General features: G+C 67.3%; 24 protein-coding genes. 13 read left to right on the top strand and 11 right to left on the bottom strand.

Going from position 1 to position 24,585, the window contains the following annotated elements; genetic code table 11:
- Positions 1-253 precede the first annotated feature (253 nt).
- Together WS64_RS25850 and WS64_RS25845 are read left to right on the top strand one after the other, a co-directional pair.
- Positions 254-1,255, top strand: coding sequence for an FHA domain-containing protein (locus WS64_RS25850; protein WP_060968139.1), 1,002 nt, complete (start codon positions 254-256; stop codon positions 1,253-1,255).
- A complete protein-coding gene (locus WS64_RS25845; protein ID WP_060968594.1) occupies positions 1,252-5,301 on the top strand; it encodes a TOMM system kinase/cyclase fusion protein in 4,050 nt (1,349 codons plus the stop codon). Before WS64_RS25850 ends, WS64_RS25845 begins: the two co-directional genes overlap by 4 nt.
- A 186-nt stretch (positions 5,302-5,487) precedes the next feature.
- On the opposite strand, the gene WS64_RS25840 is transcribed toward WS64_RS25845, so the two are convergent.
- Both WS64_RS25840 and WS64_RS25835 read right to left on the bottom strand, forming a co-directional pair.
- Positions 5,488-6,435: an aldo/keto reductase gene (locus WS64_RS25840; protein WP_060968138.1), complete on the bottom strand. Its 948-nt coding sequence runs from the start codon at positions 6,433-6,435 to the stop codon at positions 5,488-5,490.
- Positions 6,436-6,783: 348 nt separating this feature from the next.
- Complete coding sequence (locus WS64_RS25835; RefSeq protein WP_059581314.1) at positions 6,784-7,404, bottom strand: LysE/ArgO family amino acid transporter; 621 nt, start codon at positions 7,402-7,404, stop codon at positions 6,784-6,786.
- Between the two features lie 112 nt (positions 7,405-7,516).
- Between WS64_RS25835 and WS64_RS25830 the strand changes: the two genes are divergently transcribed.
- A complete protein-coding gene (locus WS64_RS25830) occupies positions 7,517-8,410 on the top strand; it encodes a LysR family transcriptional regulator ArgP (protein WP_060968137.1) in 894 nt (297 codons plus the stop codon).
- 60 nt (positions 8,411-8,470) lie between these two features.
- Here the strand turns inward: WS64_RS25830 and fnr are convergent, their stop codons facing one another.
- The 3 genes from fnr to WS64_RS25815 form a co-directional block, all read right to left on the bottom strand.
- Positions 8,471-9,217 (bottom strand): fumarate/nitrate reduction transcriptional regulator Fnr, encoded by a 747-nt coding sequence (gene fnr / locus WS64_RS25825; protein ID WP_060968136.1) that lies wholly within the window; start codon positions 9,215-9,217, stop codon positions 8,471-8,473.
- Positions 9,218-9,320: 103 nt separating this feature from the next.
- On the bottom strand, positions 9,321-9,788 hold the full coding sequence (locus WS64_RS25820; protein ID WP_059645047.1) for a universal stress protein: 468 nt from the start codon (positions 9,786-9,788) through the stop codon (positions 9,321-9,323).
- Between the two features lie 476 nt (positions 9,789-10,264).
- Entirely contained in the window at positions 10,265-10,672 is a 408-nt protein-coding gene (locus WS64_RS25815; protein ID WP_060968135.1) for a DUF3005 domain-containing protein, read from the bottom strand.
- A gap of 278 nt (positions 10,673-10,950) precedes the next feature.
- Between WS64_RS25815 and WS64_RS25810 the strand changes: the two genes are divergently transcribed.
- The gene (locus WS64_RS25810) at positions 10,951-11,184 is read left to right on the top strand and encodes a hypothetical protein (protein WP_006480138.1); all 234 of its coding nucleotides are present in this window, start codon (positions 10,951-10,953) and stop codon (positions 11,182-11,184) included.
- Between the two features lie 137 nt (positions 11,185-11,321).
- Complete coding sequence (epsC, locus tag WS64_RS25805) at positions 11,322-12,242, top strand: serine O-acetyltransferase EpsC (RefSeq protein ID WP_059581299.1); 921 nt, start codon at positions 11,322-11,324, stop codon at positions 12,240-12,242.
- Positions 12,243-12,287: 45 nt separating this feature from the next.
- Here the strand turns inward: epsC and WS64_RS25800 are convergent, their stop codons facing one another.
- The 3 genes from WS64_RS25800 to WS64_RS25790 all read right to left on the bottom strand — a co-directional run bounded on the left by WS64_RS25800 (position 12,288) and on the right by WS64_RS25790 (position 14,749).
- Positions 12,288-13,091: an SDR family oxidoreductase gene (locus tag WS64_RS25800; RefSeq protein ID WP_034203083.1), complete on the bottom strand. Its 804-nt coding sequence runs from the start codon at positions 13,089-13,091 to the stop codon at positions 12,288-12,290.
- Entirely contained in the window at positions 13,091-13,726 is a 636-nt protein-coding gene (gene folE, locus WS64_RS25795; protein ID WP_059645050.1) for a GTP cyclohydrolase I FolE, read from the bottom strand. The genes WS64_RS25800 and folE overlap by 1 nt, the downstream gene beginning before the upstream one ends.
- 96 nt (positions 13,727-13,822) lie before the next feature.
- Entirely contained in the window at positions 13,823-14,749 is a 927-nt protein-coding gene (locus tag WS64_RS25790; RefSeq protein WP_006482291.1) for a LysR family transcriptional regulator, read from the bottom strand.
- A 116-nt stretch (positions 14,750-14,865) separates the two neighbouring features.
- On the opposite strand from WS64_RS25790, the gene pobA reads away from it, so the two are divergent.
- From pobA to WS64_RS25755, 7 genes are all read left to right on the top strand, one after another.
- On the top strand, positions 14,866-16,098 hold the full coding sequence (gene pobA / locus WS64_RS25785; RefSeq protein WP_060968134.1) for a 4-hydroxybenzoate 3-monooxygenase: 1,233 nt from the start codon (positions 14,866-14,868) through the stop codon (positions 16,096-16,098).
- 144 nt (positions 16,099-16,242) lie between these two features.
- Positions 16,243-16,959 (top strand): 3-oxoacid CoA-transferase subunit A, encoded by a 717-nt coding sequence (locus WS64_RS25780; RefSeq protein ID WP_034205770.1) that lies wholly within the window; start codon positions 16,243-16,245, stop codon positions 16,957-16,959.
- Between the two features lie 20 nt (positions 16,960-16,979).
- Positions 16,980-17,636 carry a CoA transferase subunit B gene (locus WS64_RS25775; protein WP_059581289.1) on the top strand — a complete coding sequence of 219 codons (657 nt, stop codon included), beginning with the start codon at positions 16,980-16,982 and terminating at the stop codon, positions 17,634-17,636.
- An 88-nt stretch (positions 17,637-17,724) separates the two neighbouring features.
- On the top strand, positions 17,725-19,098 hold the full coding sequence (locus WS64_RS25770) for a 3-carboxy-cis,cis-muconate cycloisomerase (RefSeq protein ID WP_060968133.1): 1,374 nt from the start codon (positions 17,725-17,727) through the stop codon (positions 19,096-19,098).
- A complete protein-coding gene (gene pcaD, locus WS64_RS25765) occupies positions 19,098-19,883 on the top strand; it encodes a 3-oxoadipate enol-lactonase (protein WP_060968132.1) in 786 nt (261 codons plus the stop codon). The genes WS64_RS25770 and pcaD overlap by 1 nt, the downstream gene beginning before the upstream one ends.
- A gap of 9 nt (positions 19,884-19,892) precedes the next feature.
- Positions 19,893-20,279 (top strand): 4-carboxymuconolactone decarboxylase, encoded by a 387-nt coding sequence (gene pcaC, locus WS64_RS25760; protein ID WP_060968131.1) that lies wholly within the window; start codon positions 19,893-19,895, stop codon positions 20,277-20,279.
- 222 nt (positions 20,280-20,501) lie between these two features.
- Entirely contained in the window at positions 20,502-21,860 is a 1,359-nt protein-coding gene (locus tag WS64_RS25755; protein WP_060968130.1) for an MFS transporter, read from the top strand.
- 57 nt (positions 21,861-21,917) lie between these two features.
- Here WS64_RS25755 and WS64_RS25750 read toward each other — a convergent pair whose 3' ends face one another.
- From WS64_RS25750 to WS64_RS34595, 3 genes are all read right to left on the bottom strand, one after another.
- On the bottom strand, positions 21,918-22,166 hold the full coding sequence (locus tag WS64_RS25750) for a hypothetical protein (protein WP_060968129.1): 249 nt from the start codon (positions 22,164-22,166) through the stop codon (positions 21,918-21,920).
- 110 nt (positions 22,167-22,276) lie between these two features.
- The gene (locus tag WS64_RS25745) at positions 22,277-22,894 is read right to left on the bottom strand and encodes a LysE family translocator (protein ID WP_059581272.1); all 618 of its coding nucleotides are present in this window, start codon (positions 22,892-22,894) and stop codon (positions 22,277-22,279) included.
- A 423-nt stretch (positions 22,895-23,317) separates the two neighbouring features.
- Positions 23,318-23,548 carry a hypothetical protein gene (locus tag WS64_RS34595; RefSeq protein ID WP_155720476.1) on the bottom strand — a complete coding sequence of 77 codons (231 nt, stop codon included), beginning with the start codon at positions 23,546-23,548 and terminating at the stop codon, positions 23,318-23,320.
- A gap of 402 nt (positions 23,549-23,950) precedes the next feature.
- Between WS64_RS34595 and WS64_RS33595 the strand changes: the two genes are divergently transcribed.
- The gene (locus WS64_RS33595) at positions 23,951-24,307 is read left to right on the top strand and encodes a helix-turn-helix domain-containing protein (RefSeq protein ID WP_081103924.1); all 357 of its coding nucleotides are present in this window, start codon (positions 23,951-23,953) and stop codon (positions 24,305-24,307) included.
- Positions 24,308-24,585: the final 278 nt, after the last annotated feature.

Raw genomic sequence — 24,585 nt, 5'->3', positions numbered from 1 at the left:
TTCCGGTTGCGGGGCATGATTTTATTTGGCAGGATTTCATCGGGCGCCCGATTTTAAAACAACAAAGCGATCGACAGTTCAATTTGCTGAAATAACGTGCGATGCCGGGGCGACCCCTTGCAAGACAGCTGATCAGAAAAACAGGTAACGAGGCGGCGAACGTGCGACCGTTCGCGATCATTGAATCAATCGCTTGTCCGGCAACGTCGATGCGGCACTCGAACGATCCGGGCGAATCCGACACGGGGCGGCCATGGCGATACTCAAGAACGACGCTTCCGGAGAAGCATGCCTGCTCCGCGCGTATCACGTGTTCGGCCGCGATGACGCGCGCTGCGACACGGTCATCCGGGACGGCTCGGTGTCCCGCGTCCATGCCCATGTCCGCTGGGCCGGCGGGCTCTGGGAACTCCACGATCACAGCAGCAACGGCACGTCGGTATCGGGCGTATCGCTACGCGACGGCGAGCATGCGGTGCTGCGGCAAGGCGACGTGATCCGCTTCGGCCGGGCCGGCATCGCGCCCTGGCGCGTCGAATCGCTCGACGATCCGGCCGATACGCTGTGGCCGATCCGTGGCGCCGTCGCGCCGATCGTGCTCGCGCCGCGCCAGATCCTGCCGGCCCCTGCCGCGCAGCCGGTCACGATCGTCCGATCGCCGGCCGGCGAATGGCTGTGCGACGACACGCTGCCGCCGCGCGCGCTCCATGACGGCGACGAAGTGTCGACCGGCGACTTCGCATGGCGCCTCGCCCTCGCGCGCCAAGGCTCGACGGTGACGCTCGCCGCCCGCGCCGATCCGGCCGCGCCGGCGCAACTGCTCGAATTCTTCGTCAGCCGGAACGAGGAGCACGTGCGCATGCTGCTGCATGTCCGCGGCGGCGTGGTCGACCTCGGCGAGCGCGCCCATCACTACAGCCTCGTCACGCTCGCCCGCGCGCGCTCGGCCGACTGGCAGGCCGGCCACGACGCCGCCACGCAGCGATGGATCGAGCTCGGCCGGCTCGCGCGCATGCTCGGCATCGACACATCCCACGTCAATGTGCAGATTCATCGCGCCCGGAGCCAGTTCGCGGCGCTGCCCGGGCTGGGCGCGAGCCAGCTCGTCGAGCGTCGGCGCGGCAGCGTCCGCTTCGGCGATGTTCCGTTCCGGATCGTGCGCGGCGAGCATCTCGAATGCGAGTGGGTGCCGAGCGGCGGGCCGCGTTCCGGCGCGCCGCGCGCGGTGCCGGGCCCAGTCGTCCATTGTCCGTGAACGCTGGAGGACCGGCCGTGTTGCCGATCGTGTCCCGCGCGCCCGCCCGGCCGGATGCGCCTGAACCGCCGAGGCATGCGGCGCCTTTCGCGACGCTCGCCGGCAGATGGCATTACCGGCTCGGCGCGCTGCTCGGCGAAGGCGGCAACGGTGTGGTGTTTCGGGCGACCTGCGACGAGACGGGGCTCGCGGTCGCGATCAAGCTGATGCGCGACGACGCCGCGCCGATCGCGCCGGAGCGCATGCGCCGGCGTGCGCGCTTCCGGCGCGAGACGAGCCTGTGCGAGGCGCTGCGGCACCCGAACATCGTGGCGCTGCTGGACCAGGGGCAGGCGCCCGACGGGCGGCTGTTCGCGGTATTCGAACTGGTCGAGGGCCGGACGCTGCGCGACCGGCTCGCCGCGGACGGGCCGCTGTCGGCCATCGACACCGGGCGGCTGATGACGGAAGTGCTCGACGCGCTCGCGGCCGCCCATCGGCGCGGCATCGTGCATCGCGATCTGAAGCCGCAGAACGTCGTGATCGCGATGGCCGACGACGGGCCGCACGCGAAGCTGCTCGATTTCGGCATCGGCGCGTTGCTGCCCGGTACCGAAGACATCACGCGTCGGACCGCGACGCTCGCGACCGAGGTGCTCGGCTCGCCGCCCTACTGTGCGCCCGAGCAATTGCGCAACGAGCCGCCGACGCCCGCCAGCGACCTGTATGCGTGGGGCCTGATCGTGCTCGAATGCCTGACCGGCGAGGTCGTCATGCAGGGCGCGAGCGTGGCCGAGATCCTCCATCAGCAGCTGAGCCCCGTGGATGTCGCGCTTCCGCCGCCGATCGCGGCGCTGCCGCTCGGCGCGGTCCTGCGGCATGCGCTGAACAAGAATCCGCGGCAGCGCGCCGCGTCGGCCGACGCGCTCGCGGCGCAGTTTCGTGCGCTCAACTTCGCCGCGCTCGTCGGCCGGTTCGACACCGGTCGCACCGGCCGCCGCGCGCGTGCGCGCTCGCTTGCGCCGCGTAGCGAGACGATCGCGGAGGGGGGCGAGTACCGGCAGATCACCACGCTGTGCTGCTGCGTGACGATCGCCGGAGAGGGCCGCCAACGTCGTGCCGGAACCGAGCAGGGGATGGCGCTCGACGGCTACGAGGCGCAGTGGCTGACGAAGTGCGCCGATATCGCGATCGGTCACGGCGCGCACGCGGGTGGACGGCTCGGCGACACGCTGCTGTTCCATTTCGGCGTGCAAGGGGACATCGACTGGCCCGCGCGTCGCGCGGCGCGGGCGGCGCTCGACATCGTGCGCGTCGCCGAGCGTGCGCGGCTGCCGGTGCCGTCGGCCGCCGGCGGCAGTGTCGGCGGCGCGGAAGAAGGCTGGCGAGTCGAAGTGGCCGCCGCGATTCACGTCGGGCAGATGCTCGCGCATGGGTCGCACATGTCGGGCGCGTCGACGCCGGCCGCGGCGTCGCGGCTGCTGCGGCTGGCCAGGCCCGGACAGATCCTGATCAGCGACGATGCGCGGCTCGTGCTCGAACGGCATGCCGATTCGCGTCCGACCGCGTTGCGGCTGCCGCGCGCGGGCCTCGTGTCACAGCCGGTTCATGAATTGCTCGGCGAGCGGCACGCCGATACGCCGTTCGATTCGCTCGACGCGGGCAGGCGGACGCCCATGGTCGGCCGCGCGCGCGAATTCGACGTGCTGTTGCGCGCGTGGCAGGACACACACGAGCGGCATCGTCGCGCGATGCGTGGCGAACCGCCGCCGCGCGGCGTGCCGCGGCTCGTCGTCGGCGATGTGGGCTTCGGCAAGTCGCGGCTCGTGCACGAACTGTGCGAGGCCGTGCGGACCTGCGGCCATGCCTTTGCGCATTGCGGGTGCCTGCCCGAACGCGAGAATCATGCGTTGTTTCCGGTCCTGAGATTCATCGCCTCGCACTGGCACGTCGACGCCGATCACGCGCCCGGCGCCGCGCTCGCGGCGATCGACGCGATGATCGCACCGCTCGATTGCGACCATGCGGCGGCGCGTGTCGCGCTCGCGGCCTGGCTCGGGCTGCCCTGCGATGCGAACGGGCTCCTGTGGTCGAGCGCGCGCGAACAGCACGCGCTGTTCGACGTCCTCGAGCAACTGATCGTGTCGCTCGGCAACGGCGCGCCGGTGCTGCTCGTGATCGAGGACGTTCAGTGGCTCGATCGCTCGACCGAGGATTTTCTCGCGTATCTGCAGCACTCGCCGCGCGCGGCGGCACTGTGCATCGTGCTCACGTCGCGCCCCGACAAACTCGCGCGCTGGCGCGGCGCGACCGACCGCCTGGTGCTGCGCCGCCTGCCGCGCGACGACGCGCAGCGCCTGATGTCGGCGCATCTGGGCCCGGGCGCGTTCGATCCGGCGTGGCTCGACCGGCTCGCCGATCGCACGGCCGGCATCCCGCTGTTCATCGAGGCCGTCGCGCGCGAACTGACGGTGAGCGGCGCGGACGGTCCGATTGCCGAGCCAGCGGCAACGGACCCGTACCCGCTGCCGCTCAGTCTCGGCGGCATGCTCGGTCTCGCCTTGGACCGGATCGACGACGCGCGCGACACCGCGCAGCTGGCCGCGACCATCGGGCTCGAAGTGGATGCGCAAGTGCTCGCCGACGCGTCGCCGCACGATCGCGCCACGCTCGACGCACATCTGCGGCTGCTGCTCGAAGAGCGGATCGTGTACGCGCAACATCGGCGCGATCGCGTGTTCTATGCGTTCCGCCATGCGCTGATTCGCGACGCCGCGTACGAATCGATGCCGCCTGCCGTACGGCGCGGCAACCATGCGCGCGTCGGCCGCGCGCTGCTCGCGCAGGCCGATCGCGGCGCCGGTGCGCATGCGTTCGGCGTCGCCGCGCACTTCGCGCGCGCAGGCGCGTACGCAGACGCGATCGCGCACGGCATCGATGCGGCGCATCGCGCGCTCGAGCGTTCTCGATACGACGACGCGATCCGCTACGGGCAGGCCGTGTCCGACTGGCTCGCTACTGCCGATCACGCGCGGCGCGAGCACGACAGTGCGCGCATCCGCGCCACGTTGATGCACGCGACGATGGCGCGATTCGGCTGGGCCGACCCGCGGGTGCGCGAGCATGCGGAGCAGTTGCTGCGGCAGACGCAGACGCTCGACGATCCGGAGTTGGAGATCAGCGCGTTGTGGACGCTGGCGACCTATTACCACGTCGCCGGCGACCGTTCGACCGTGCGCCGGATCGGCAAGCGGCTCGACACGCTGGCGACCGAGCGCGGCGATGCGGGCGTGCAGGTCGCGGCGGACGCGATGCGCGGTATGAGCCTGTGGATCGACGGCGACTATGCGCGCGCCCGTGCCGCGTTCGACGCGGTGCTGGCTGGCTACGACGTGCGACGCGACGCGGGGCACCGGCGTGTCCTGGCGCTCGATACGCGCGCGTGGGCGATGGCATCGCTCGCCAGCGTGCGCTGGTGCATGGACGACGATCCGCAGCCGTCGTTCGCGATGGCGCGCGAAGCCGTCTATTGCGCGACCTGTCTCGATCATCTGCCGACGCTCGGCGTCACGATGCTATACCTCGCGCGCACGCATCAGCTCGCCGGAGACCGCGACGCGGCGCGAGCGGTGTCGGAAGCGATTCTCCGCCTCGCGGGCACGCACCGGCTGCGGGCAGTCGGGCATTACGCCGCGATCATTCATGCGTGGGCGCAACGCGATCGCGCGGGCGTCGTCGCGCACCTCGATGCGCAGCGGCAGTCGGGCGGCCTGCTCGGCATGACCTACTACGCGTCGCTGCTTGCCGAGCTGGATGCCGAACGCGGTGACTACGGCGCGGCGCTCGCGCAGATCGGACAGTGTCTCGCCTGCTGCGAATCGAGCGGAGAACGGTATTACGAAGCCCAGCTGTTGCTCAAGCAGGCCGAGTTCTTGCGCCGGGCCGATCCGCGCTGCGGCGGCGTGGCCGCGCTAGATGCGTGCCGGCGCGCAGCCGAAATTGCAACGACGGCGGGCATGGGCCGGATCGCGAGGCTCGCCGAGGCGACGTTGCAGTCGTTGCCGTAAGCCGTTCAAACCGACATTCATCATCGACGGTTTTTATGTGCGGTTTGAACGCGGCGCGAAGCAGCCCGGTCGCGCCGCGAGGCCATCGGACGCCCGCGATTGTATCCATCCACTTTGCGCGGATCGCAGGCGGGCCGCGGAACCGCCTGCCCGTGCGATTCCTTCGGCCTGCCGCCGCCGATGACTTCACGGCGCGCTGGCTTCGTCGATCTGGCGGATGTCGTCCTGATCGAGCTTGACGCGGATCGCTTCGCCGAGCAGTTCGAGCTGCTCGAGCGACGTCGCGCTCGCGATCGGCGCGGTGATCGTCGGCCGCGCGATCTGCCATGCGAGCGCGATCGCGGCCGGCTGCGTGCCGTGCTTCGCCGACACGGCGTCGAGCGCCGCGAGGATGCGCAGGCCGCGTTCGTTCAGATAGCCGGCGACGCGATCGCCGCGCACGCTCTTCTTCAGGTCGGCCTCGCTGCGGTACTTGCCCGACAGGAACCCGCTCGCGAGTGCGTAGTAGTTGACGACGCCGAGCTTCAGGTCGCGCACGACCGGTTCGAGATCGCGTTCGTAGTCGGCGCGGTTGAGCAGGTTGTATTCCGGCTGGATGACCTGATACGCGGGCAGCCCGTCGCGCGCGCTGATGGCGGCGGCTTCGCGCAGGCGTGCGCCGCTGTAGTTCGACGCGCCGATGATGCGCACCTTGCCCGCTTCGATCAGCGTCTGATACGCGCCGAGCGTTTCTTCGAGCGGGGCCGTGTCGGCGAGATCGCGGTGCGAGAAATACAGGTCGATGTAGTCGGTCTGCAGGCGGCGCAGCGAATCGTCGGCGGCCTTCAGGATGTTGTCTTTCGACAGCCCGGCACGCGCGCCGAGCATGCCGACCTTGGTCGCGATCACGACCTGCTCGCGCTTGCCGGAGCGCTTCAGCCACTTGCCGATGATCGTTTCCGATTCGCCGCCGTGGTTGCCGGGAACCCACGCCGAATAGACGTCGGCCGTGTCGATGAAGTTGATGCCGGTGTCGGCGAGCGCGTCGAGCAGCGCGAACGATGCGTTTTCATCGACGGTCCAGCCGAAGACGTTGCCGCCGAACGCGAGCGGCGAAACCTGGATGCTGGATGTGCCGAGGGTGCGATGTGCCATGTTCCTCTCCGATAACTGCGGGTAACGGGATTGAACTGCGGGATGGGTCGAGGCGATCGCGGCGGGACGGCAGGGTGCGCGGTGCGGTTCCGCCATGGTCGCGGGACACCGGACATTCTCGCCGATCGCTTCGATTCGTGCAGGCGGCGCGCCGCCGCGATGGTGGACGGTTTGCGGCAGATGGCGGATACCGTGTCCGCTGCGTGAGCGCTCCGTGCGGCTGCGTTCGATCGGGAGCGAATTTTTTTGCGAGGGGTGCGCGACGGAAGAGGGCGGACTGCCCCGGTATTACGGCGGAGCGGGGGAAAGACGGGCGGCAGACCGCCGCCCGTGCGCGGGGCGGTTCGGTCAGCGCAACTGCACGGCCGCGAGAAACAGCACCATGCCGCCGATCGCGCCATCCAGCACGCGCCACGCGACCGCCTTGCGGAACCACGGCGCCAGCAATCGCGCACCGTAGCCGAGCCCGAGGAACCACACGACGCTGACCGTCATCGCGCCGATCGCGAACGCGAGCCGCGCGCCTTCCGGCTCGCGCGCGCCGGCCGTACCGATCAGCAGGAACGTGTCGAGATACACGTGCGGGTTGAGCCACGTGAACGCGAGCGTCATCAGCACGATCGCGAGCGCGCCCTGCGGCGGCGGCGCGACCGCGTCGCCGCGCACGTCGAGCGTGTCGTGGCCCGGCTTGAACGCCCGGCGCAGCGCGTTGATGCCGAACCACGCGAGATACGCGAGGCCGACGTACAGCACCGCATGGACGAAGGTCGGATACCGCTCGACGAGCGCCGATGCGCCGCCGACGCCCGCGCCGATCAGGATCATGTCGGACACCGCGCACAGCAGCACGATCTTGCCGACGTGCGAGCGCATGATGCCCTGGCGCAGCACGAATGCGTTCTGCGCGCCGATGGTGACGATGAGCGACGCGCACAGTGCGGCGCCGTGGGAAAAAGCGAGCCAGTTCATGATTGGGGGGAAAGCCGTGGAAGCAGTAGACGAACGAATCGGGTAGCGCTAGTCTGCGATCGGCAAGGAAATAAGAGAAGCTAAATCACCTAATGCGGATTAAGGAAATCTAATGCTCGACTACGCGTTGCTCGATGCCCTCGCGGCCGTGATCCGGCACGGCTCGTTCGAGCGGGCGGCCAAGGAGCTGAACGTCACGCCGTCGGCCGTGTCGCAGCGCGTGAAGCTGCTGGAGGAGCGGGTCGGCAGCGTGCTCGTCAAGCGCGGGCAGCCGTGTGTCGCGACCACGTCGGGCGCGCTGCTGTGCCGGCATACCGAACGCGTGCAGTTGCTGGAAGCCGAACTGGGCGGCCGGATGCCGGCATTGCCGGGCCAGATCGCCGGCGCGTGGCCGACGTTGCGCGTGGCCGTCAACGACGACAGCGTGGCGACGTGGTTCATCGACGCGGTCGGGCCGTTCTGCACGGCGCGCGAGACGCTGCTCGACCTCGTGATCGACGATCAGGATTACACGGCGTCGCGCATTCGCGACGGTAGCGTGCAGGGGGCGGTGACCGCACAGGCCGAGCCGATCCAGGGGTGCCGGTCGGAGCGGCTCGGGCGGATCCGCTATCGCGCGGTGTGCTCGCCGGCGTTTTACGCACGTTATTTCGACGCGGGGATCACGCGCGATGCGCTGCGCCGCGCGCCGTGCGTGATGTTCAATCCGAAGGACGGGTTGCAGGCGCGTTTCATCAGGCGCGTGACGCGCGCGGATCTCGATCCGCCGCAGCACTGGATACCGCACGTCGCGGGTTACCTGCGCGCGTGCGAAACGGGATTGGGATGGGGGATGTGCCCCGACCGGATGGTCGACCGCCAACTGGCGGCGGGCGAGTTGATCGACATGTCGCGCGGGCGAACCATCGACATCGATCTGTACTGGCAGAGCTGGCGTCTGTCGATCGGCTGGCTCGACGATTTCAGCGCGGCGCTGAAGGCGCGTGCCGCGCTGTTTCTCGATTGACCGGCGGCGTCAGGGCGCCACGCAGGCGGCGCGCGTGGCGCCTGCGCGCGCCGTGCGGCGTCAGACGTGCTGCAGGCCGTCGAAGTCGACGATCTGCACGTGGCGGCCCTGCATTTCGATCAGGCCGCGCTTCTGGAATTTCGACAGCGTGCGGCTGACCGTTTCGAGCGTCATGCCGAGATAGCTGCCGATGTCCTCGCGCGTCATCCGCAGGTTGAATTCCGACGGCGAGTAGCCGCGCTTCAGGTAGCGCGACGAGACGTCGAGCAGGAAAGCGGCGACGCGCTCCTCGGCGTTCAGCGAACCGAGCAGCATCGTTTGCGACGTTTCGCGCACGATCTGTTCGCTCATCAGCTTGTGCATGCGCAACTGCATCGAGCCGGCTTCCGAGCACAGCGCCTTGAGCGCGCTGTACGGAATCACGCACACCGAGCTGTCTTCCAGCGCGACCGCGGTGCGCGGGTGCGTATCGTCGCAGATGCCGTCGAGGCCGAGCGCTTCGCCGGCGAGGTGCAGGCCCGTGACCTGTTCGCGGCCGTCGTGGCGCGTCGCGACGGTTTTCAGCGAACCCGAGCGCACCGCGTACAGGTTGTCGAATGCGTCGCCTTCGCGAAACAGCGCTTCGCCGCGCTTGACCGGGCGAGCCGCGCAGATGACCGACTCGAGGCGGCTGAGCGCTTCGGGCGCCAGGCCCTGCGGCATGCAGAGGTGCCGCATCGCGCACGACGAGCAGTGTGCGGCCTGGCGGGGAGCCCAGCTACCGGCATGGGGCGTGGCGGCGGGGCGGGTGGCGACGGGCGTCAGCATGATCGTTTACTCCGGCGTTGAATCGACGAAATCATTGTCCCACCGCAAGTTGCCGCTGTCGGGTGACAAAACGTCGCGACCGGCTGCGCGTGCCGAACGCCGCTTACGCGGCCGGCTCGTCCGTGTTGGCGGCGGCCGGGATCAGCAGCACGGGAAGCGTCGCGTGGCGCACGCATTGTTCGGCGATGCTGCCGAGCACGAGGCGGCGGAAGCCGCGGCGGCCGTGCGTGCCGAGCACGAGCAGATCGGCGCCGAACGCTTTCGCGCCGTCGAGGATCAGCGACGATACGTCGTTGAGCGACGTCGCCTCGTTCAGCCGCGTTTCGCCTTTCACGCCGGCGGCCTGCATCCGCTTCGCGAAATCCTGCGCGAGCGCGTTGCCCTGCGCGACGAGCTGATCGCGCAGCACGGACGGATCGTAGCCGGGCACGTTGTAGTAGATCGCGGCGTTCTCGACGACGTAGAACGGCTGCAGCTCCGCGCCGTGCGCTTTCGCGAGCGCCAGCGCGGCGTCGAACGCGTGGCGGGACGTGTCGCTGCCGTCGACGGCAACCAGAATACGCTTGTACATAGTGTCTCCGAGTGGCGGGTTGGAACGAAGTCGGCCGGATGGCCGGTCGGGCCGGGCAATGCGCGATGCTGCGAGGCAGAGTAAACCAACGGGCACGATCGTGCAGCGAGGTGTCCGCGCGTGCCGCGCTGTCCCTGTTCAGCTCGTGAACGGACATGCGGTGGCCGCCTCATTGGCGAAAACGCATGCGCGCGCATCGACCGGCACGGCGATCACGCCGATGCGCCGCACGTATCGCCATTCAATCGCAATCGCGCCGGGGCGCCATGACTTCGGTCAATGCATGTGCGTCGATGCGATGCGCAGCATGCATGAATTGCGAAGGCCGATGCCAATGCGCGGCATCGTTCACTTCGGCATCGTGCGAGCGAGTATCGGCGCGCGGTCCGGTCGCACGCGCCGATGCACCGCCGTCGATCGCCGTCGGCGGCCGACGGCGATTCCCAAACGAACGATCGATTCAAACGCCGCGCCGGCTATTTCGGCACGGCCGTCAGCTCGATGACACGCTCCGGCCGGCGGCCGTGGCCGGGCCAGTACGCGCTGCCGTACATCCGGTGCACGGGACCGAACGGCGCGTCGCCCGCGGGCGGCGTGTCGAAGCCTTTCTCGATCACCACGTAGCCGGCGCGCAACGCGAACGCCGGATGGTTGCCGTCGGGGCGGCTGTCGAAACCCGCGAGGCCGTCGCCGGCTTCCGGCATCGCATTGACGAGCGACGCATTGCTGCGCGTGACCTGGTCGGGCGAGATCGGCCCGGCCCCGGCGAGGCGCGCGGCTTCGCGGTTCTTGCCGTCGGTATCGACCGTGCTGTCGTGGGTGGCGTCGTTGTCGAGTTCGATGCTGCGCGGATGCGCACGGCCTGTTTGAGCGGAGGATTCCATCGCGGCTCTCCTGGCGGCGACACGCTCCGGATCGAAGCAAATCCCGTTCCGGGCACGACGGGAAAAGGCGCGCGGGCGATCGCCGCGGTCGCGCGGCGCGCACTGATTTGTCATGATTTATTTCAGCTAGAAGACGCGTTTTCTACAGAGTATGATTCTTTTCCTGCGAAGCGGCGACAGGGGATGAAGTCTCGCCGCCTCTGCCCGCGCCGGGGCGCCGCAGCACCCTTAAAGACGGGTAGCGAACAACAAAGCAAGGGACTAGAGGTGGCGGACTCATGCAAGCGACTACTGCCTTCACGCACCGCGGTTATCTGTTGAATTGCGCGCCCGCACGCGCCAGTGACGGTTCGTTCAAACCCTACGTCGTGATCTCCCGATCGAGCGACGGGGAACTCGTGGCGAACCGTTTTTTTCCGATCGAGCTCCAGTTCAACGACGAAGGCGACGCGATCGCGCACGCGCGCGACTGGGCCGTGCGCTGGATCGACGCGAGCAGCATCTCGATGTGATGTCGTCGCGCTCGTACGGCGTCGGCCGTCCGGCCGATCCCCCAGGGGCCGCTGCCGGACAAAAAACGCGGTAATCTTGCGGAACCCGTCACTTTATTAGCGGCCGCGCGACCGAGCGCGGCTGCCCGCATTGGCCTATGTCGACATCAGCCGCCCGTCAGTGGGGCCTCGAAGAAATCGTCGCCGGCTTGCGCGAGTCGCGCGAGGAACTCCATCGCACGCGCCATCCGCGTGGCATCCGCGAACTGCCGTCGCGCGATGCAATCTGCAAGATTGTGACCGGCCTGCGCGCGTCGATGTTTCCGACGCACTACGGCGCGCCCGACCTGACCGACGAAAGCGTCGACTACTACGTCGGCCATACGCTCGAAAGCACGCTTCGCATCCTGTCCGAGCAGATCCGCCGCGCGCTGCCGTTCCTGCCCGAGCACGTCGATACGCCGTTCGCCGAGCTCGACGAACGCGCGTTCGAGATCGCGCGCGAATTCGGCCGGCAGTTGCCGGCGATCCGCGCGCTGCTCGTCAGCGACATCCAGGCCGCGTACGCGGGCGATCCGGCCGCGCAGCACATCACCGAGATCCTGCTGTGCTACCCCGGCGTGTTCGCGATGATGCACCATCGGCTCGCGCACGCGCTGCACCAACTCGGTGTGCCGTTGCTCGCGCGGTTCATCAATGAAATCGCGCACTCGGCCACCGGTATCGACATCCATCCGGGTGCGCAGATCGGCCCGAGCTTCTTCATCGACCACGGCACCGGTGTCGTGATCGGCGAAACCGCGATCATCGGCGAGCGCGTGCGCGTGTACCAGGCCGTCACGCTCGGCGCGAAGAGCTTCCCGGCCGATGGCGAAGGCGCGCTGGTGAAGGGCAATGCGCGGCATCCGATCGTCGAGGACGACGTGGTGATCTATGCGGGCGCGACGATTCTCGGCCGCGTGACGATCGGGCGCGGCTCGGTGATCGGCGGCAACGTGTGGCTCACGCACAGCGTGCCGCCCGGCACGAGCGTCGCGCAGGGCAAGGTCCGCGAAGGCGGGAGCGCCGAGAAGCCGTAACGCGGCGGGCGGCGCGCCCGGTTCGTCCGGCGCGCGCCGCATGCGTCAGTGCTTGCCGTCCGGCGAGCGGTGCTTGTACAGCACGTCCTGATCCACGCGGATCAGGTTCTGGCCCGCATCGACGACGAAATCCACGCCGTTGTACGCATTGCCCGTCAGCAGCAGGATCGCGCTTGCGACGTCGTCGGGGCCCGCGATGCGCGCGAGCGGTGTCGAGGCGCGGCTCGCGTGTTCGAAGTCGGCCTGCGTCTGGTCGTCGCTCGGCAGCATCAGCCCCGGGAACACCGCATTCACGCGCAGCACCGGCGCGGACGACAGCGCGAGCATCTGCGTCAGGTTACCGAGCGCGGCTTTCGCGACCGTGTAGCTGAAATGGTCGCGGTGGAAGTTTTCCTTGATCTTCTGGTCGACCACGTTCACGACGACGCCCTGCGTGCCGGCCGCGCGGGCCCGTTCGTAGAACGCGCGCGTGAGCAGGATCGGCGCGCGGCAGTTGACGGCCCATGCCTGGTCGAACGCCGCGAGATCGAAGCTCGGGAAATGGTCCTGCCAGAACACCGACGCGTTGTTGACCAGCACGTCGAGGCGCCCGAAGCGCGCGTAGACCTGATCGATCAGCGCGGTGATCTGCGCGGCATCGGACAGGTCGGCCTGCAGCGCCGCCGAATCGTGCCCGCGTTCGGCAATCGCGCGGGCGGCGGCCTGCGCGGCATCGGCCGAACGGTCGTAGTGCACCGCGGTGCGATAGCCGTGCGCGGCGAAATACTCGGCGAACGCGCGCCCGGCCCGGCGCGCGGCGCCGGTCACGAGCACGACGGGCGCGTGCGCCGTTTGCTTCGTCTGCTCCATCAGGTATTCGTCAGGTTGACCGAGGAAGGATTCGCGACGATCGACAGGAATTCGCGACGCGTCGACGGATCGGTGCGGAACGTGCCGAGCATGCGCGACGTGACCATCTCGACGCCCGGCTTGTGCACGCCGCGCGTCGAGATGCACTGGTGCGCGGCTTCGAGGATCACGCCGACGCCCTTCGGCTGCAGCACGTCGAACAGCGTGTCGGCGATCTGCACGGTCATCTTTTCCTGGATCTGCAGACGCTTCGCGAATGCGTCGACGAGGCGCGCGAGCTTCGAGATGCCGACGACGCGATGGTTCGGCAGATACGCGACGTGCGCGCGGCCGATGATCGGCACCATGTGATGCTCGCAGTAGCTCTCGAAGCGGATGTCCTTCAGCACGATCATTTCGTCGTAGCCGTCGACCTCGCTGAACGTGCGCGCGAGGATGTCGCGCGGCTCCAGCGCATAACCGGCGAAGAACTGCTCGTATGCGCGCACGACGCGTGCGGGCGTGTCGAGCAGGCCTTCGCGCGCGGGATCGTCGCCGGCCCAGCGCAACAGCACGCGCACGGCGTCTTCGGCTTCTTCACGGCTCGGCCGGGAGGCGACCGCCTCGGGCTGCGCGGATTTCTTTCCCTTACCCATCTAGTGGCTCCATCGAAGGCCGCCTGCGGCGGCCGATATCCGGGCATTGTTTCATGCTTTCGCCGGTCGTGCGTGCGGGCCGCCGCGCGTGCTTCTTCACTTCGGCCATTCGTCCTGCTCGTCGTTGAACAGCGACGCGACGACGCCGCGCAGCCACGCGGTGCGCGGGTCGTTGTGGTACTTGCGGTGCCAGTGCTGCTTCAGGTCGAAGCGCGGCAGCGCGAGCGGCGGCTCGACGGGCACGATGAACGCGTGCTCGGCCGCGTACGCATAGCCGATCGCGTGCGGCACCGTCGCGATCAGGTCGGTGCGGCTCAGGATGAACGGCAGGCTCATGAAGTGCGGCGTCTCGAGCACCGCGCGGCGCTGCATGCGCTGCTTCGCCAGGTATTTCTCGAGCACCTCCTGGCTGCGGCCCTCGGCGCGCACCACCGCGTGTCCGCACGCAAGGAACTGCTCGACCGTGAACGGCGGCGTCTGCTCGAACGGATGGCCGCGTCGCATCAGGCAGACGAACCGGTGCGTGAACAGCCGCTGCTGGAAGAAGTTGTTGCCGTCGAGATCGGGGAAGTAGCCGACCGCGAGATCGATCGACCCGGCCTCGAGGCCGCGTCCGACTTCGTCGTGCGCGAGCGAGACCGAACGCAGGTTCGCGTGCGGCGCATGCGTCGCGAACGCCTGCAGCAGCTTCGGCAGGAACACGATCTCGCCGACGTCCGACAGCGCGATCGAGAACGTATGCGTGCTCGCGGCCGGGTCGAAATCGTGCGGCGCGACGAGGCCGCGCTCGATCTGCGCGAGCGCGTCGCGGGCGGCCGGCAGCAACGCGAGCGCGCGCGGCGTCGGCTCCATCCCGCGCGACGTGCGCACGAACAGCGGATCGCCGAAGTACTCGCGCAGCCGGCCGAGCGCGGTGCTCACCCGCGGCTGGCTCACGCCGAGCAGGTCGCCCGCGCGGCTCACGTTGCGCGCGTCGTCGAGGGCGACGAGGTAGGGAATCAGGTTCAGATCGAGCGCATCCATCGCCGGGCCGGTATCTCCAGAACGTATACAACATATCTCCTGAATCGCGTTGCCGCATAGTCGGGAAAGCGCTGAAATGTGTTTCATTACTCGAACCAATGTTCTGGAGACGAACAATGCGCACCCAAGTCGCGATCATCGGCGCCGGTCCGTCCGGCCTTCTGCTTTCCCATCTGCTGCGCCTGCAAGGCGTCGATTCGATCCTCGTCGAAGCGCGTTCGCGCGAATACTGCGAGAACCGCATCCGCGCCGGCGTGCTGGAGCAGGGCACGGTCGACACGCTGAACGAAGCCGGCCTCGGCGACCGGATGCGCCGCGAAGGGCTCGAACATCACGGCATCGAGCTCCTGTTCGACGGCCAGCGGCACCGCATCGACCTGTCCGAACTGACCGGCGGGCGTGCGATCACCGTCTACAGCCAGCACGAAGTCGTGCGCGACCTGATCGCGGCCGGCGTCGAGCACGGCCATCAGATGCACTTCGAAGTCAGCGACGTCGCGCTGCACGATGTCGAAAGCGAGCACCCGTTCGTCACGTTCAAGCACGCGGACGGCCGTGCGGACCGCATCGATTGCGATTACATCGCCGGCTGCGACGGCTTCCACGGCATCGCGCGCCAGACGATTCCCGCCGAGCGGCTGAAGACGTTCGAGCGCGTCTATCCGTTCGCGTGGCTCGGCATCCTCGCCGACGCGGCGCCGTCGCTCGACGAGCTCGTCTACGCACATCACGACAACGGTTTCGCGCTGTTCTCGATGCGCTCGCCGACGGTCACGCGCCTGTACCTGCAGTGCAAGCCCGACGAGGATCTCGCTCAATGGTCCGACGCGCGGATCTGGGACGAGCTGCACACGCGCTTCTCGAACGACACCGGCTGGACGCCGACCGAGGGCCGGATCACGCAGAAGAGCGTGACGCCGATGCGCAGCTTCGTGTCGGAGACGATGCAGCACGGGCGTCTGTTCCTCGCCGGCGACGCCGCGCACATCGTGCCGCCGACCGGCGCGAAGGGGATGAACCTCGCGGTGGCCGACGTCCGCGCGCTGTCCCGCGCGCTGGGCGCGCGCTACCGGACGGGCGACGCGACGCCGCTCGAGCGCTATTCGGCGACCTGTCTCGAACGCGTGTGGCGCGCCGAGCACTTCTCGTACTTCATGACGAACATGTTGCACGCGTCGCCGGACGATTCGCCGTTCGTCAATCGCCTGAAGTTTGCCGAGCTGAAGTACGTGACGCGCTCGCGAGCCGCCGCGCAGTCGCTCGCCGAAAACTACGTCGGCCTGCCGTTCGAAGACGCGACGGCCCCCGAGGGAACCCGCCTTGACAATGCGCTGTGCGCGCCCCTATGATCGGCCCATCGTTCGCTAATCGAATCTAGGTTCGATTGGCGAACAAATGCCGAGGGTCGACGAAGGCCTCCGGCGCGGCACGCGACACGCGCGTGTCCCCTCGACAGGCCGCGCACGAGCCGCGGGTTCGCATCAGGAAGATACATGGTCAACAAGATTTTCGAATCGCTTCAGTCGGCGGTCGCCGACGTCCACGATGGCGCGACAATCATGATCGGCGGTTTCGGCACGGCCGGCATGCCGTCCGAGCTGATCGACGCGTTGATCGAACAGGGCGCGCGCGACCTGACGATCGTCAACAACAACGCGGGCAATGGCGAGACGGGCCTCGCGGCGCTGCTGAAGGCGAAAAAGGTGCGCAAGATCATCTGTTCGTTCCCGCGCCAGAGCGACTCGCAGGTGTTCGACGCGCTGTACCGCGCGGGCGAGATCGAGCTGGAGCTCGTGCCGCAAGGCAACCTCGCCGAGCGCATTCGCGCGGCGGGCGCCGGCATCGGCGGTTTCTTCACGCCGACGGGCTACGGCACCAAGCTCGCGGAAGGCAAGGAAACGCGCGTGATCGACGGCAAGCCGTACGTGTTCGAGACGCCGATTCACGCCGATTTCGCGCTGGTGAAGGCGTACAAGGGCGACCGCTGGGGCAATCTCGTCTATCGCAAGACCGCGCGCAATTTCGGACCGATCATGGCCAGCGCCGCGAAGGTCGCGATCGTCCAGGTGTCGGAAGTCGTGCCGCTCGGCGCGCTGAACCCGGAACACATCGTGACGCCGGGCATTTTCGTCCAGCGCGTCGTCGAGGTGCCGCAGGCCGCGCATGCGGCCGAGCTGGCCGCCGAACACGCTGCATCGCAAGCCGCCTGACCCGCCTGGAGAAAATCGACATGAAACGACTGACCCGCGATGAAATGGCCAAGCGCGTCGCCCAGGACATCCCCGAAGGCGCGTACGTGAACCTCGGCATCGGCGTGCCGACGCTGGTGGCGAACCATCTCGACCCGAGCAAGGAGATCTTCCTGCACAGCGAGAACGGCCTGCTCGGCATGGGCCCGGCGCCCGCGCCCGGCGAGGAAGACGACGAACTGATCAACGCCGGCAAGCAGCACGTGACGCTGCTCACCGGCGGCGCGTATTTCCACCACTCGGATTCGTTCGCGATGATGCGCGGCGGCCATCTCGACTACTGCGTGCTCGGCGCGTTCCAGGTGTCGGCGAGCGGCGACCTCGCGAACTGGCATACGGGCGCGCCCGATGCGATCCCGGCCGTCGGCGGCGCGATGGATCTCGCGATCGGCGCGAAGCAGGTGTTCGTGATGATGGAGCACCTGACGAAGCAGGGCGAGAGCAAGATCGTCGCACAGTGCTCGTATCCGGTCACCGGCGTGCAATGCGTGAGCCGCATCTATACGGATCTGGCCGTGCTCGACGTGACGGCCGACGGCCTCGCGGTGAGCGAGATCTTCACCGACCTGTCGTTCGACGAACTGCAGAAGCTGACCGGCGTGCCGCTGATCGACGCGACGCAGAAGGCCGCCGCCTGAACGGCAAGCGTGCCGGTGCGCGCATTCGAGCGCACGCCGGCGCGCTTCGGTAGACAATAGGCGCACGCCGTTTCCCCATCTTGATGCCATGCTCGAAGACAGCGCCCGCCTGACCTCCCTGATCTGCGGCACCGAGCCGCTCAACCGGATCTGGTCGCCCCGCGCGACGATCCAGCGCATGCTCGACGTCGAGGCCGCGCTTGCGCGCGCGCTCGCGGCGCAGCAGGTGATTCCCGCCACCGCGGTCGCGCCGATCGAACGCGCGTGCGACGCCGGCCGGCTCGACGCCGATGCGCTCGCGCACGGCGCGGCGCTCGGCGGCAATCTCGCGATTCCGCTCGTCAAGCAGCTCACCGCGCAAGTGAAGGCCGACGACCCCGAGGCCGCGAAATTCGTGCACTGGGGCGCGACCAGCCAGGACATCATCGATACCGCGACCGTGCTGCAGTTGCGCGACACGCTGGACGTGCTCGAGCCGATGCTCGACGAAGCCTGTGCGTCGCTCGCGGCGCTCGCGCGCACGCATCGCGCGACGCCGATGATCGGCCGCACGTGGCTGCAGCAGGCGCTGCCGATCACGCTCGGCCTCAAATTCGCGCAGTGGCTCGACGCGCTGCTGCGCCATCGCACGCGTTTCGCCGAGTTGCGCGAGCGTTTGCTCGTGCTGCAGTTCGGCGGCGCGGCCGGCACGCTCGCGAGCTTGCGCGAGCATGCGGCCGGCGTGAGCGCCGCGCTCGCGTCCGACCTGAATCTCGCGCTGCCGGCCATGCCGTGGCATACGCAGCGCGACCGCATCGCGGAGGCTGCGGCGTGCTTCGGGATGCTGACCGGCACGCTCGGCAAGATCGCGCGCGACGTGTCGCTGCAGATGCAGACCGAAGTGGGCGAACTCGGCGAACCGGCGGCCGCCGGCAAGGGCGGCTCGTCGACGATGCCGCACAAGCGCAACCCGGTCGGCTGCGCGGCCGTGCTGACGGCTGCCGTGCGTGCGCCGAACCTCGTTGCGACCGTGTTCGCGGGGATGGTGCAGGAGCACGAGCGCGCGCTCGGCGGCTGGCAGGCCGAATGGGACGCGTTGCCCGATCTCGCCCGCCTGACGGGCGGCGCGCTCGCGCAGGTCGCGCAGATCGTCGCGGGCCTCGACGTCAACACCGAACGCCTCGCCGCGAACCTCGACCTCACGCACGGGCTGATTCTCGGCGAAGCGGTGATGCTCGCGCTCGGCGACAAGATCGGCCGGCTCGATGCGCACCACGTCGTCGAACATGCGTCGAAGGAAGCCGTGCGCACCGGCGCGACGCTGTTCGACGTGCTCGCGGCCGACGCAACCGTATCGGCCCACCTGTCGCGCGACGCGCTCGCGCGGCTGCTCGATCCCGCACATTACGTCGGCGAGGCGCAGGCTTACGTCGACGCCGTGCTCGCGCTGCACGCGGGCGCGAAACAACCAGGAGAACATTGATGCCTTTCGCCACTGTCAACGGCGTGAAACTGCATTACCGGATCGACCGTGCCGCGCGCGACGACGCGCCGTGGCTCGTCTTCTCGAACTCGCTCGGCGCCGATCTGCAGATGTGGGCGCCGCAGATCCGCCCGCTCACGCAGCACTTCAACATCCTGCGCTACGACACGCGCGGCCACGGCCATTCCGACGCGCCGGCCGGCTCGTACACGATCGACCAACTGGCGGGCGACGTGATCGGGTTGTTCGACCATGTCGGCATCGAACGCGCGCATTTCTGCGGGATCTCGATGGGTGGGCTGACGGGCGCCGCGCTCGCCGCGCGCTACCCGTCGCGCATCGTGCGCGCGGTGCTGTCGAATACCTCGGCCAAGATCGGCTCGCCGGAAGTGTGGGCGCCGCGTGCGCAGAAGGCGCGCGCCGAAGGCATGGCCGCGCTCGCCGGCGCCGTGCTGCCGCGCTGGTTCACCGACGCATTCGTCGAGCGCGAGCCGCGCCTGTTCGACGCGATCCGCGACACCTTCGTGCATACCGACAAGGACGGCTATGCGGCGAACTGCGACGCGCTGAACGCGGCCGACCTGCGCGAGGAAGTGAAGGGCATCGCGCTGCCGGTGCTCGTCGTGACCGGCGACAAGGACATGTCGACGCCGCCCGACCAGGGCCGCGCGCTGGCTGCCGCGATTCCCGGCGCGCTGCATGTCGAATTCGACGCCGCGCACATTTCGAACATCGAGTGCACCGACGGTTTCAACCGTGCGCTCGTCGAATTCCTGACTGCGTGAGGCTCTGCGATGGACGACCAGCAACGTTATGAAGCAGGGATGGAGGTGCGCCGCGCGGTGCTCGGCGATGCGCACGTCGACCGCTCGATCGAGAACCGCACCGAGGTGACGGAGGAATTCCAGAACCTGATCACGCGCTACGCATGGGGCGAGATCTGGACCCGCGACGGGCTGCCGCGCCATACGCGCAGCCTGCTGACCATCGCGATGATGGTCGCGCTGAACCGCGGCGAGGAACTGGCGCTGCACCTGCGCGCCGCGCGGAACAACGGCGTGACGCGCGACGAGATCAAGGAAGTGCTGCTGCAGACCGCGATCTATTGCGGCGTGCCGGCCGCGAATTCCGCGTTCCATCTCGCGGACAAGATCTTTAAAGAACAGGATGGGGCCGCCTAGGTGGGGCCGCGCAAGACGGCCGGCCGAGTGCCGGCGGCGATCCGATCGCATGGCCGCTGATGCTGGCGAGCCGTGACGATCAACGAGCGCACCGGCAGCGAATCGGCGCGTGAACGAAGGAAAGGCGCGGCCACGAGGCCGCGCTTGTTGCATATATATCAATGTTGGATGCGACCGGTTCGAGCGCTGACGCGCCCACACCGGCCGACAAGGAGACAAGCGATGAACCGCACACCCGTGGTCGATGTCCAGACCTTCATCAACGAGCAGCCGTTCGGCGGCTTTCAATGGCTCGTATTCCTCATGTGTTTCGTGATCGTGCTGCTCGACGGCTTCGATACGGCCGCGATCGGCTTCATCGCACCGTCGCTGCTCGGCGAATGGAACCTCACCAAACCCGATCTCGCGCCCGTGTTGAGCGCCGCGCTGTTCGGCCTTGCATGCGGCGCGCTCGTGTCGGGCCCGCTGTCCGACCGGCTCGGCCGCCGCTCGCTGCTGCTCGGCTCGGTGTTCCTGTTCGGCGTCGCATGCCTGATGTCCGCGTTCTCGAACACGATCGGACACCTGACCATCCTGCGCTTCATCACCGGCGTCGGGCTCGGCGCCGCGATGCCGAACGCGGTCACGATGATGGGCGAATTCTGCCCGGACAAGCGCCGCGCGACCGTGATCAACCTGATGTTCTGCGGCTTTCCGCTCGGCGCCGCGTTCGGCGGTTTCCTCGCCGCGTGGATGATTCCGCATTTCGGCTGGCGCAGCGTGCTGGTGCTCGGCGGCGTGACGCCGCTGCTGCTCGGCGTGCTGTTGCTGCTGAAGATGCCGGAATCGGTACGCTTCATGGTCGCGAGCGGCCAGGGCATCGACAAGATCCGCGCCACGCTCGCTCGCATCTCGCGCGACGCGCTGAACGCCGGCTCGTTCGCGCTGACCGAAGCCGCGCCGCAGACCGGCGGCAAGGGCCTCGGCGTCGTGTTGTCGCGCTCGTACATCGTCGGCTCGGTGATGCTGTGGCTCGCGTACTTCATGGGCCTCGTGATCTTCTACGCGTCGATCAACTGGATGCCGATCCTGCTGAAGGATGCCGGCCTGACGCCGAAGAGCGCGACGCTGATCTCGGCGCTGTTCCCGCTCGGCGGCGTGGGTGCCGTGCTGTGCGGCGTGCTGATGGACCGCTTCAACGCAAACCGCGTGATCGCCGTGTGCTACGCGCTGACGGCGGTGAGCGTGTATGCGATCGGGCAGGCGGCCGGCAACGTGGGGCTGCTGGTGCTGGTGGTGTTCGTGGCCGGCGTGCTGATGAACACCGCGCAATCGTCGATGCCGGCGCTGGCCGCCGCGTTCTATCCGACCGAAGGGCGCGGCACGGGCGTCGCCTGGATGCTCGGCGTCGGCCGCTTTGGCGGGATCGCGGGGTCGTTCCTCGTCGCCGAGCTGACGCGTCGGCATTTCTCGTTCGCGGGCGTGTTCGCGACGATCGCCGTCGCGGGCGTGCTCGCGTGTGTCGCGCTGCTGATCAAGCAGATGGCGCGGCCGCATGGCGTGGCGCAGCCGGCAGGCAAGATCGAGTCGCTCGGGCATTGAGCGGCGTGCGGGCCGGTGCGTTGCGCCGGCCCGCGTGAAGCGGCACCGCCCGGGCCGCTATTCTTCCGCGTCGTGTTCCTTGACGAAGTTGCGCAGATACGCGCGCAGCGCGGCTTCCCGGCTGCGATGATCGTCGTGGTTCGCGGCGCCCATGTCTTCCTCTTCACCGAACATCGTCGGTGGCGCGCAGTAGGTGCCGATTTCGACGTCTTCCCGCAACACGCGGATCTCGTGCGTCAGCGGACGGTACTCGGCGATCCAGTGCATGCCTTCGATGTGCTCGCCGGCTTTCAGCAGTGGCTTCATCGGCAACCTCCATGCAGAGCAGCGGTGCAACCGCCGAAGCGGTTGCACGCGCCCGTACCGAAAGGGTACGCCTGCATCGCGTGGAGCTCAACGGGCGCGCTTGTGAGCGCTTACTGCGGCAGCAGATGCGCGACGAGCGGATACAGCGACAGGATCAGCAGCACGGCCATCGTCACGTTGAAGACGCGCAGCGCGCGGGGATTCGACAGGAAGCGGCGCAGGCCCTGGCCGAACGCGGCCCACAGGCAGATGCACGGGAAGCCGATCAGGATGAACACGACGGACATCCACGCGGCGTTCATCCCGTAGTCGGCGGACAGGCGGACCGTCGTCGCGGCGGTCAGCACCATCATCCACGCCTTCGGGTTGACCCACTGGAACGCGGCGGCTTCGATGAACGTCATCGGCCGCGGCTTGGCGCCGTGAGCCTTCACTTCGCCGGAGGTGCCGATGCGCCATGCGAGGTACAGCAGATAGGCGACGCTCGCGGCTTCGAGGACGGTGTACAGGACCGGCACGCGACGGAACGCTTCGCCGAGACCGAAGCCGACGCAGAGCATCAGGATCGCGACGCCGATGCTGATGCCGAACAGGTGCGGCATCGTGCGGCGGAACCCGAAGTTGACGCCGGACGCGAGCAGCATCGTGTTATTGGGGCCGGGTGTGATCGACGTGACGAGCGCGAACAGCATGCCGGCAGGCAGTGCGCTGAGGGTGAGGAATTCCATCGCGGATTCTCCATTCGGTTCGAGGCTGGGATGGGGATCAGTGTAGCGACGGTTTTCTGTACAGTACCGGTACAGTTGTGTTGTCGATTGCCGGTACGGGGATGTTGAATCACTTTGTGCGTACGAAAGGGGTGTTGTCTCTCAGAAAAGATGTCCGCAGTCTCGATATGTTGTCTTTGAATAATTGGCTACCTTCTATGCGTTGGGCATGTAACCCGTATGGATAGGCAGAAAACGATCGGAGAATATTTGGCAGTGACGGCCTACGACGCAATGTTTAGCCGATGGTGTCAGATCGATGTCGCCGCATTAACGACGCTCAATCGCCGTTTCACGTCCGGGGTGTGTCTCCACAAGCCAATGGGGAGGTCGATGCTTAGTTCAGGGCGCAAGCCATCTGCCGAAGCTACTCGGCTCGTTCGGCTAACCCTCCCCGTGCAGGTCGATGTGGCACTTGAGCGCATCGCAAAGATTGGCTTCTACGGCCGCTCCGAGTCGGAGGTTGTCGTGATCTTGCTTTAGCGAGAACTTGATCGAATCGCCGTGGATGGCTTTGTCGATCGTCTTGATGACCTGACGAAGTAGACCTAGAGGCTCTGTGCAGCCTTTCTGCGGCACACACATTGGCATACCAATCGCGGCGATGTGAGCCATGGCTATTTGTGTCGCTTTGCAACCCGGCCCACACTTGTCCTGGGAGTGTAACTTTCACGCAACGGATGCTTATCGGCCGGCCGGCACCGTTCATCCGTCACCGCAAATCTGCGCGTCGTTTGAACACCTATAGATTAATTTTCGTCGATTTCCTTGCGTATGCCGTTCAGAAGTTTGACGAACGAATCGACCCTATTCGAGAAACATACGAGCCGACACTTGTACAAAAAGGGAAACTATTTTCTTCTCCTTTTCAGCGTTTCCATAACGCCTGACTCTATTTTTTGATTCGAACGAGGGTTGTTCCGCCTTTGCTGTCGCGGAGAAGAAGAAAAAATTTACTTGTCCGCCGGCTGGGTCACCACATACATTGGGAGATAGGACACGTGCAGGTGGAAGGCGATGACTCCATTCTCAAACGCATTGGTGCACTACCGAAAGCGAGCCGGCCTCAGTCAGACGAATGTGGCCAGGCAGCTTGGGGTCGCGATTCAATATGTCTGGAAGTTGGAACGCGCGGTTAAGCCGCCACCATCGACCGAACAAATCGAGCGGATTGCTGCGGTACTCGGCATGAGCAACGCCGATGTCGCTTCATTGCTTGAAGCCGCTCTGGACTCGCAAAGGAAATTGCGGTTACCTGACGACCTGCACTCAGATACGTTGCGCCTGATCAATCGCCTGGTGCGAGCGTCGACGCGTCTAAGCGGTGACGAAGTCACCTTGCTTGATGAGCTGGTGGCGAGGCTGGATCGGTAACGTCATCCTGAAAATGCCCTTCCCCATCAACCTATTGAATTAGGAGTACTGCCTATTCGACAGAAAAGAAAAAACCAACCCTTTACGACGGATTGGTTCTTTCGACCCGACTGAGCGGGAGCACAACTGAAACCTAAGCGACTTCAGTATAGCTCCCCCCTCATCGGCGTCAAGGCCCAACTCGTCTCCTCGTTGCGTGGAAATGACATCCGCGCGGCCGGCGCTTGTCCATTCGGACTGGCGCCCCCCACATCCACGCGCCCGAAAGGGCGCAGGAG

The organism is Burkholderia anthina, from assembly GCF_001547525.1.
In the GTDB taxonomy this organism is placed as follows: Bacteria; Pseudomonadota; Gammaproteobacteria; order Burkholderiales; family Burkholderiaceae; genus Burkholderia; species Burkholderia semiarida.
This window is presented reverse-complemented; position numbering and strand designations above follow the sequence as displayed.

What these genes read in the sequence shown, in the direction of transcription:
- WS64_RS25810 (WP_006480138.1), top strand. Translation starts at nt 10,951, where the DNA reads ATGCAAGCGACTACTGCCTTCACGCACCGCGGTTATCTGTTGAATTGC.
- WS64_RS25775 (WP_059581289.1), top strand. Translation starts at nt 16,980, where the DNA reads ATGAAACGACTGACCCGCGATGAAATGGCCAAGCGCGTCGCCCAGGAC.
- pcaC (WP_060968131.1), top strand. Translation starts at nt 19,893, where the DNA reads ATGGACGACCAGCAACGTTATGAAGCAGGGATGGAGGTGCGCCGCGCG.
- WS64_RS25750 (WP_060968129.1), bottom strand. Translation starts at nt 22,166, where the DNA reads ATGAAGCCACTGCTGAAAGCCGGCGAGCACATCGAAGGCATGCACTGG.
- WS64_RS25745 (WP_059581272.1), bottom strand. Translation starts at nt 22,894, where the DNA reads ATGGAATTCCTCACCCTCAGCGCACTGCCTGCCGGCATGCTGTTCGCG.
- fnr (WP_060968136.1), bottom strand. Translation starts at nt 9,217, where the DNA reads ATGCTGACGCCCGTCGCCACCCGCCCCGCCGCCACGCCCCATGCCGGT.
- WS64_RS25755 (WP_060968130.1), top strand. Translation starts at nt 20,502, where the DNA reads ATGAACCGCACACCCGTGGTCGATGTCCAGACCTTCATCAACGAGCAG.
- WS64_RS25830 (WP_060968137.1), top strand. Translation starts at nt 7,517, where the DNA reads ATGCTCGACTACGCGTTGCTCGATGCCCTCGCGGCCGTGATCCGGCAC.
- WS64_RS25850 (WP_060968139.1), top strand. Translation starts at nt 254, where the DNA reads ATGGCGATACTCAAGAACGACGCTTCCGGAGAAGCATGCCTGCTCCGC.
- WS64_RS34595 (WP_155720476.1), bottom strand. Translation starts at nt 23,548, where the DNA reads ATGGCTCACATCGCCGCGATTGGTATGCCAATGTGTGTGCCGCAGAAA.
- pobA (WP_060968134.1), top strand. Translation starts at nt 14,866, where the DNA reads ATGCGCACCCAAGTCGCGATCATCGGCGCCGGTCCGTCCGGCCTTCTG.
- pcaD (WP_060968132.1), top strand. Translation starts at nt 19,098, where the DNA reads ATGCCTTTCGCCACTGTCAACGGCGTGAAACTGCATTACCGGATCGAC.
- WS64_RS25780 (WP_034205770.1), top strand. Translation starts at nt 16,243, where the DNA reads ATGGTCAACAAGATTTTCGAATCGCTTCAGTCGGCGGTCGCCGACGTC.
- WS64_RS25800 (WP_034203083.1), bottom strand. Translation starts at nt 13,091, where the DNA reads ATGGAGCAGACGAAGCAAACGGCGCACGCGCCCGTCGTGCTCGTGACC.
- WS64_RS25790 (WP_006482291.1), bottom strand. Translation starts at nt 14,749, where the DNA reads ATGGATGCGCTCGATCTGAACCTGATTCCCTACCTCGTCGCCCTCGAC.
- WS64_RS25770 (WP_060968133.1), top strand. Translation starts at nt 17,725, where the DNA reads ATGCTCGAAGACAGCGCCCGCCTGACCTCCCTGATCTGCGGCACCGAG.
- WS64_RS25820 (WP_059645047.1), bottom strand. Translation starts at nt 9,788, where the DNA reads ATGTACAAGCGTATTCTGGTTGCCGTCGACGGCAGCGACACGTCCCGC.
- WS64_RS33595 (WP_081103924.1), top strand. Translation starts at nt 23,951, where the DNA reads ATGACTCCATTCTCAAACGCATTGGTGCACTACCGAAAGCGAGCCGGC.
- WS64_RS25840 (WP_060968138.1), bottom strand. Translation starts at nt 6,435, where the DNA reads ATGGCACATCGCACCCTCGGCACATCCAGCATCCAGGTTTCGCCGCTC.
- folE (WP_059645050.1), bottom strand. Translation starts at nt 13,726, where the DNA reads ATGGGTAAGGGAAAGAAATCCGCGCAGCCCGAGGCGGTCGCCTCCCGG.
- epsC (WP_059581299.1), top strand. Translation starts at nt 11,322, where the DNA reads ATGTCGACATCAGCCGCCCGTCAGTGGGGCCTCGAAGAAATCGTCGCC.
- WS64_RS25815 (WP_060968135.1), bottom strand. Translation starts at nt 10,672, where the DNA reads ATGGAATCCTCCGCTCAAACAGGCCGTGCGCATCCGCGCAGCATCGAA.
- WS64_RS25835 (WP_059581314.1), bottom strand. Translation starts at nt 7,404, where the DNA reads ATGAACTGGCTCGCTTTTTCCCACGGCGCCGCACTGTGCGCGTCGCTC.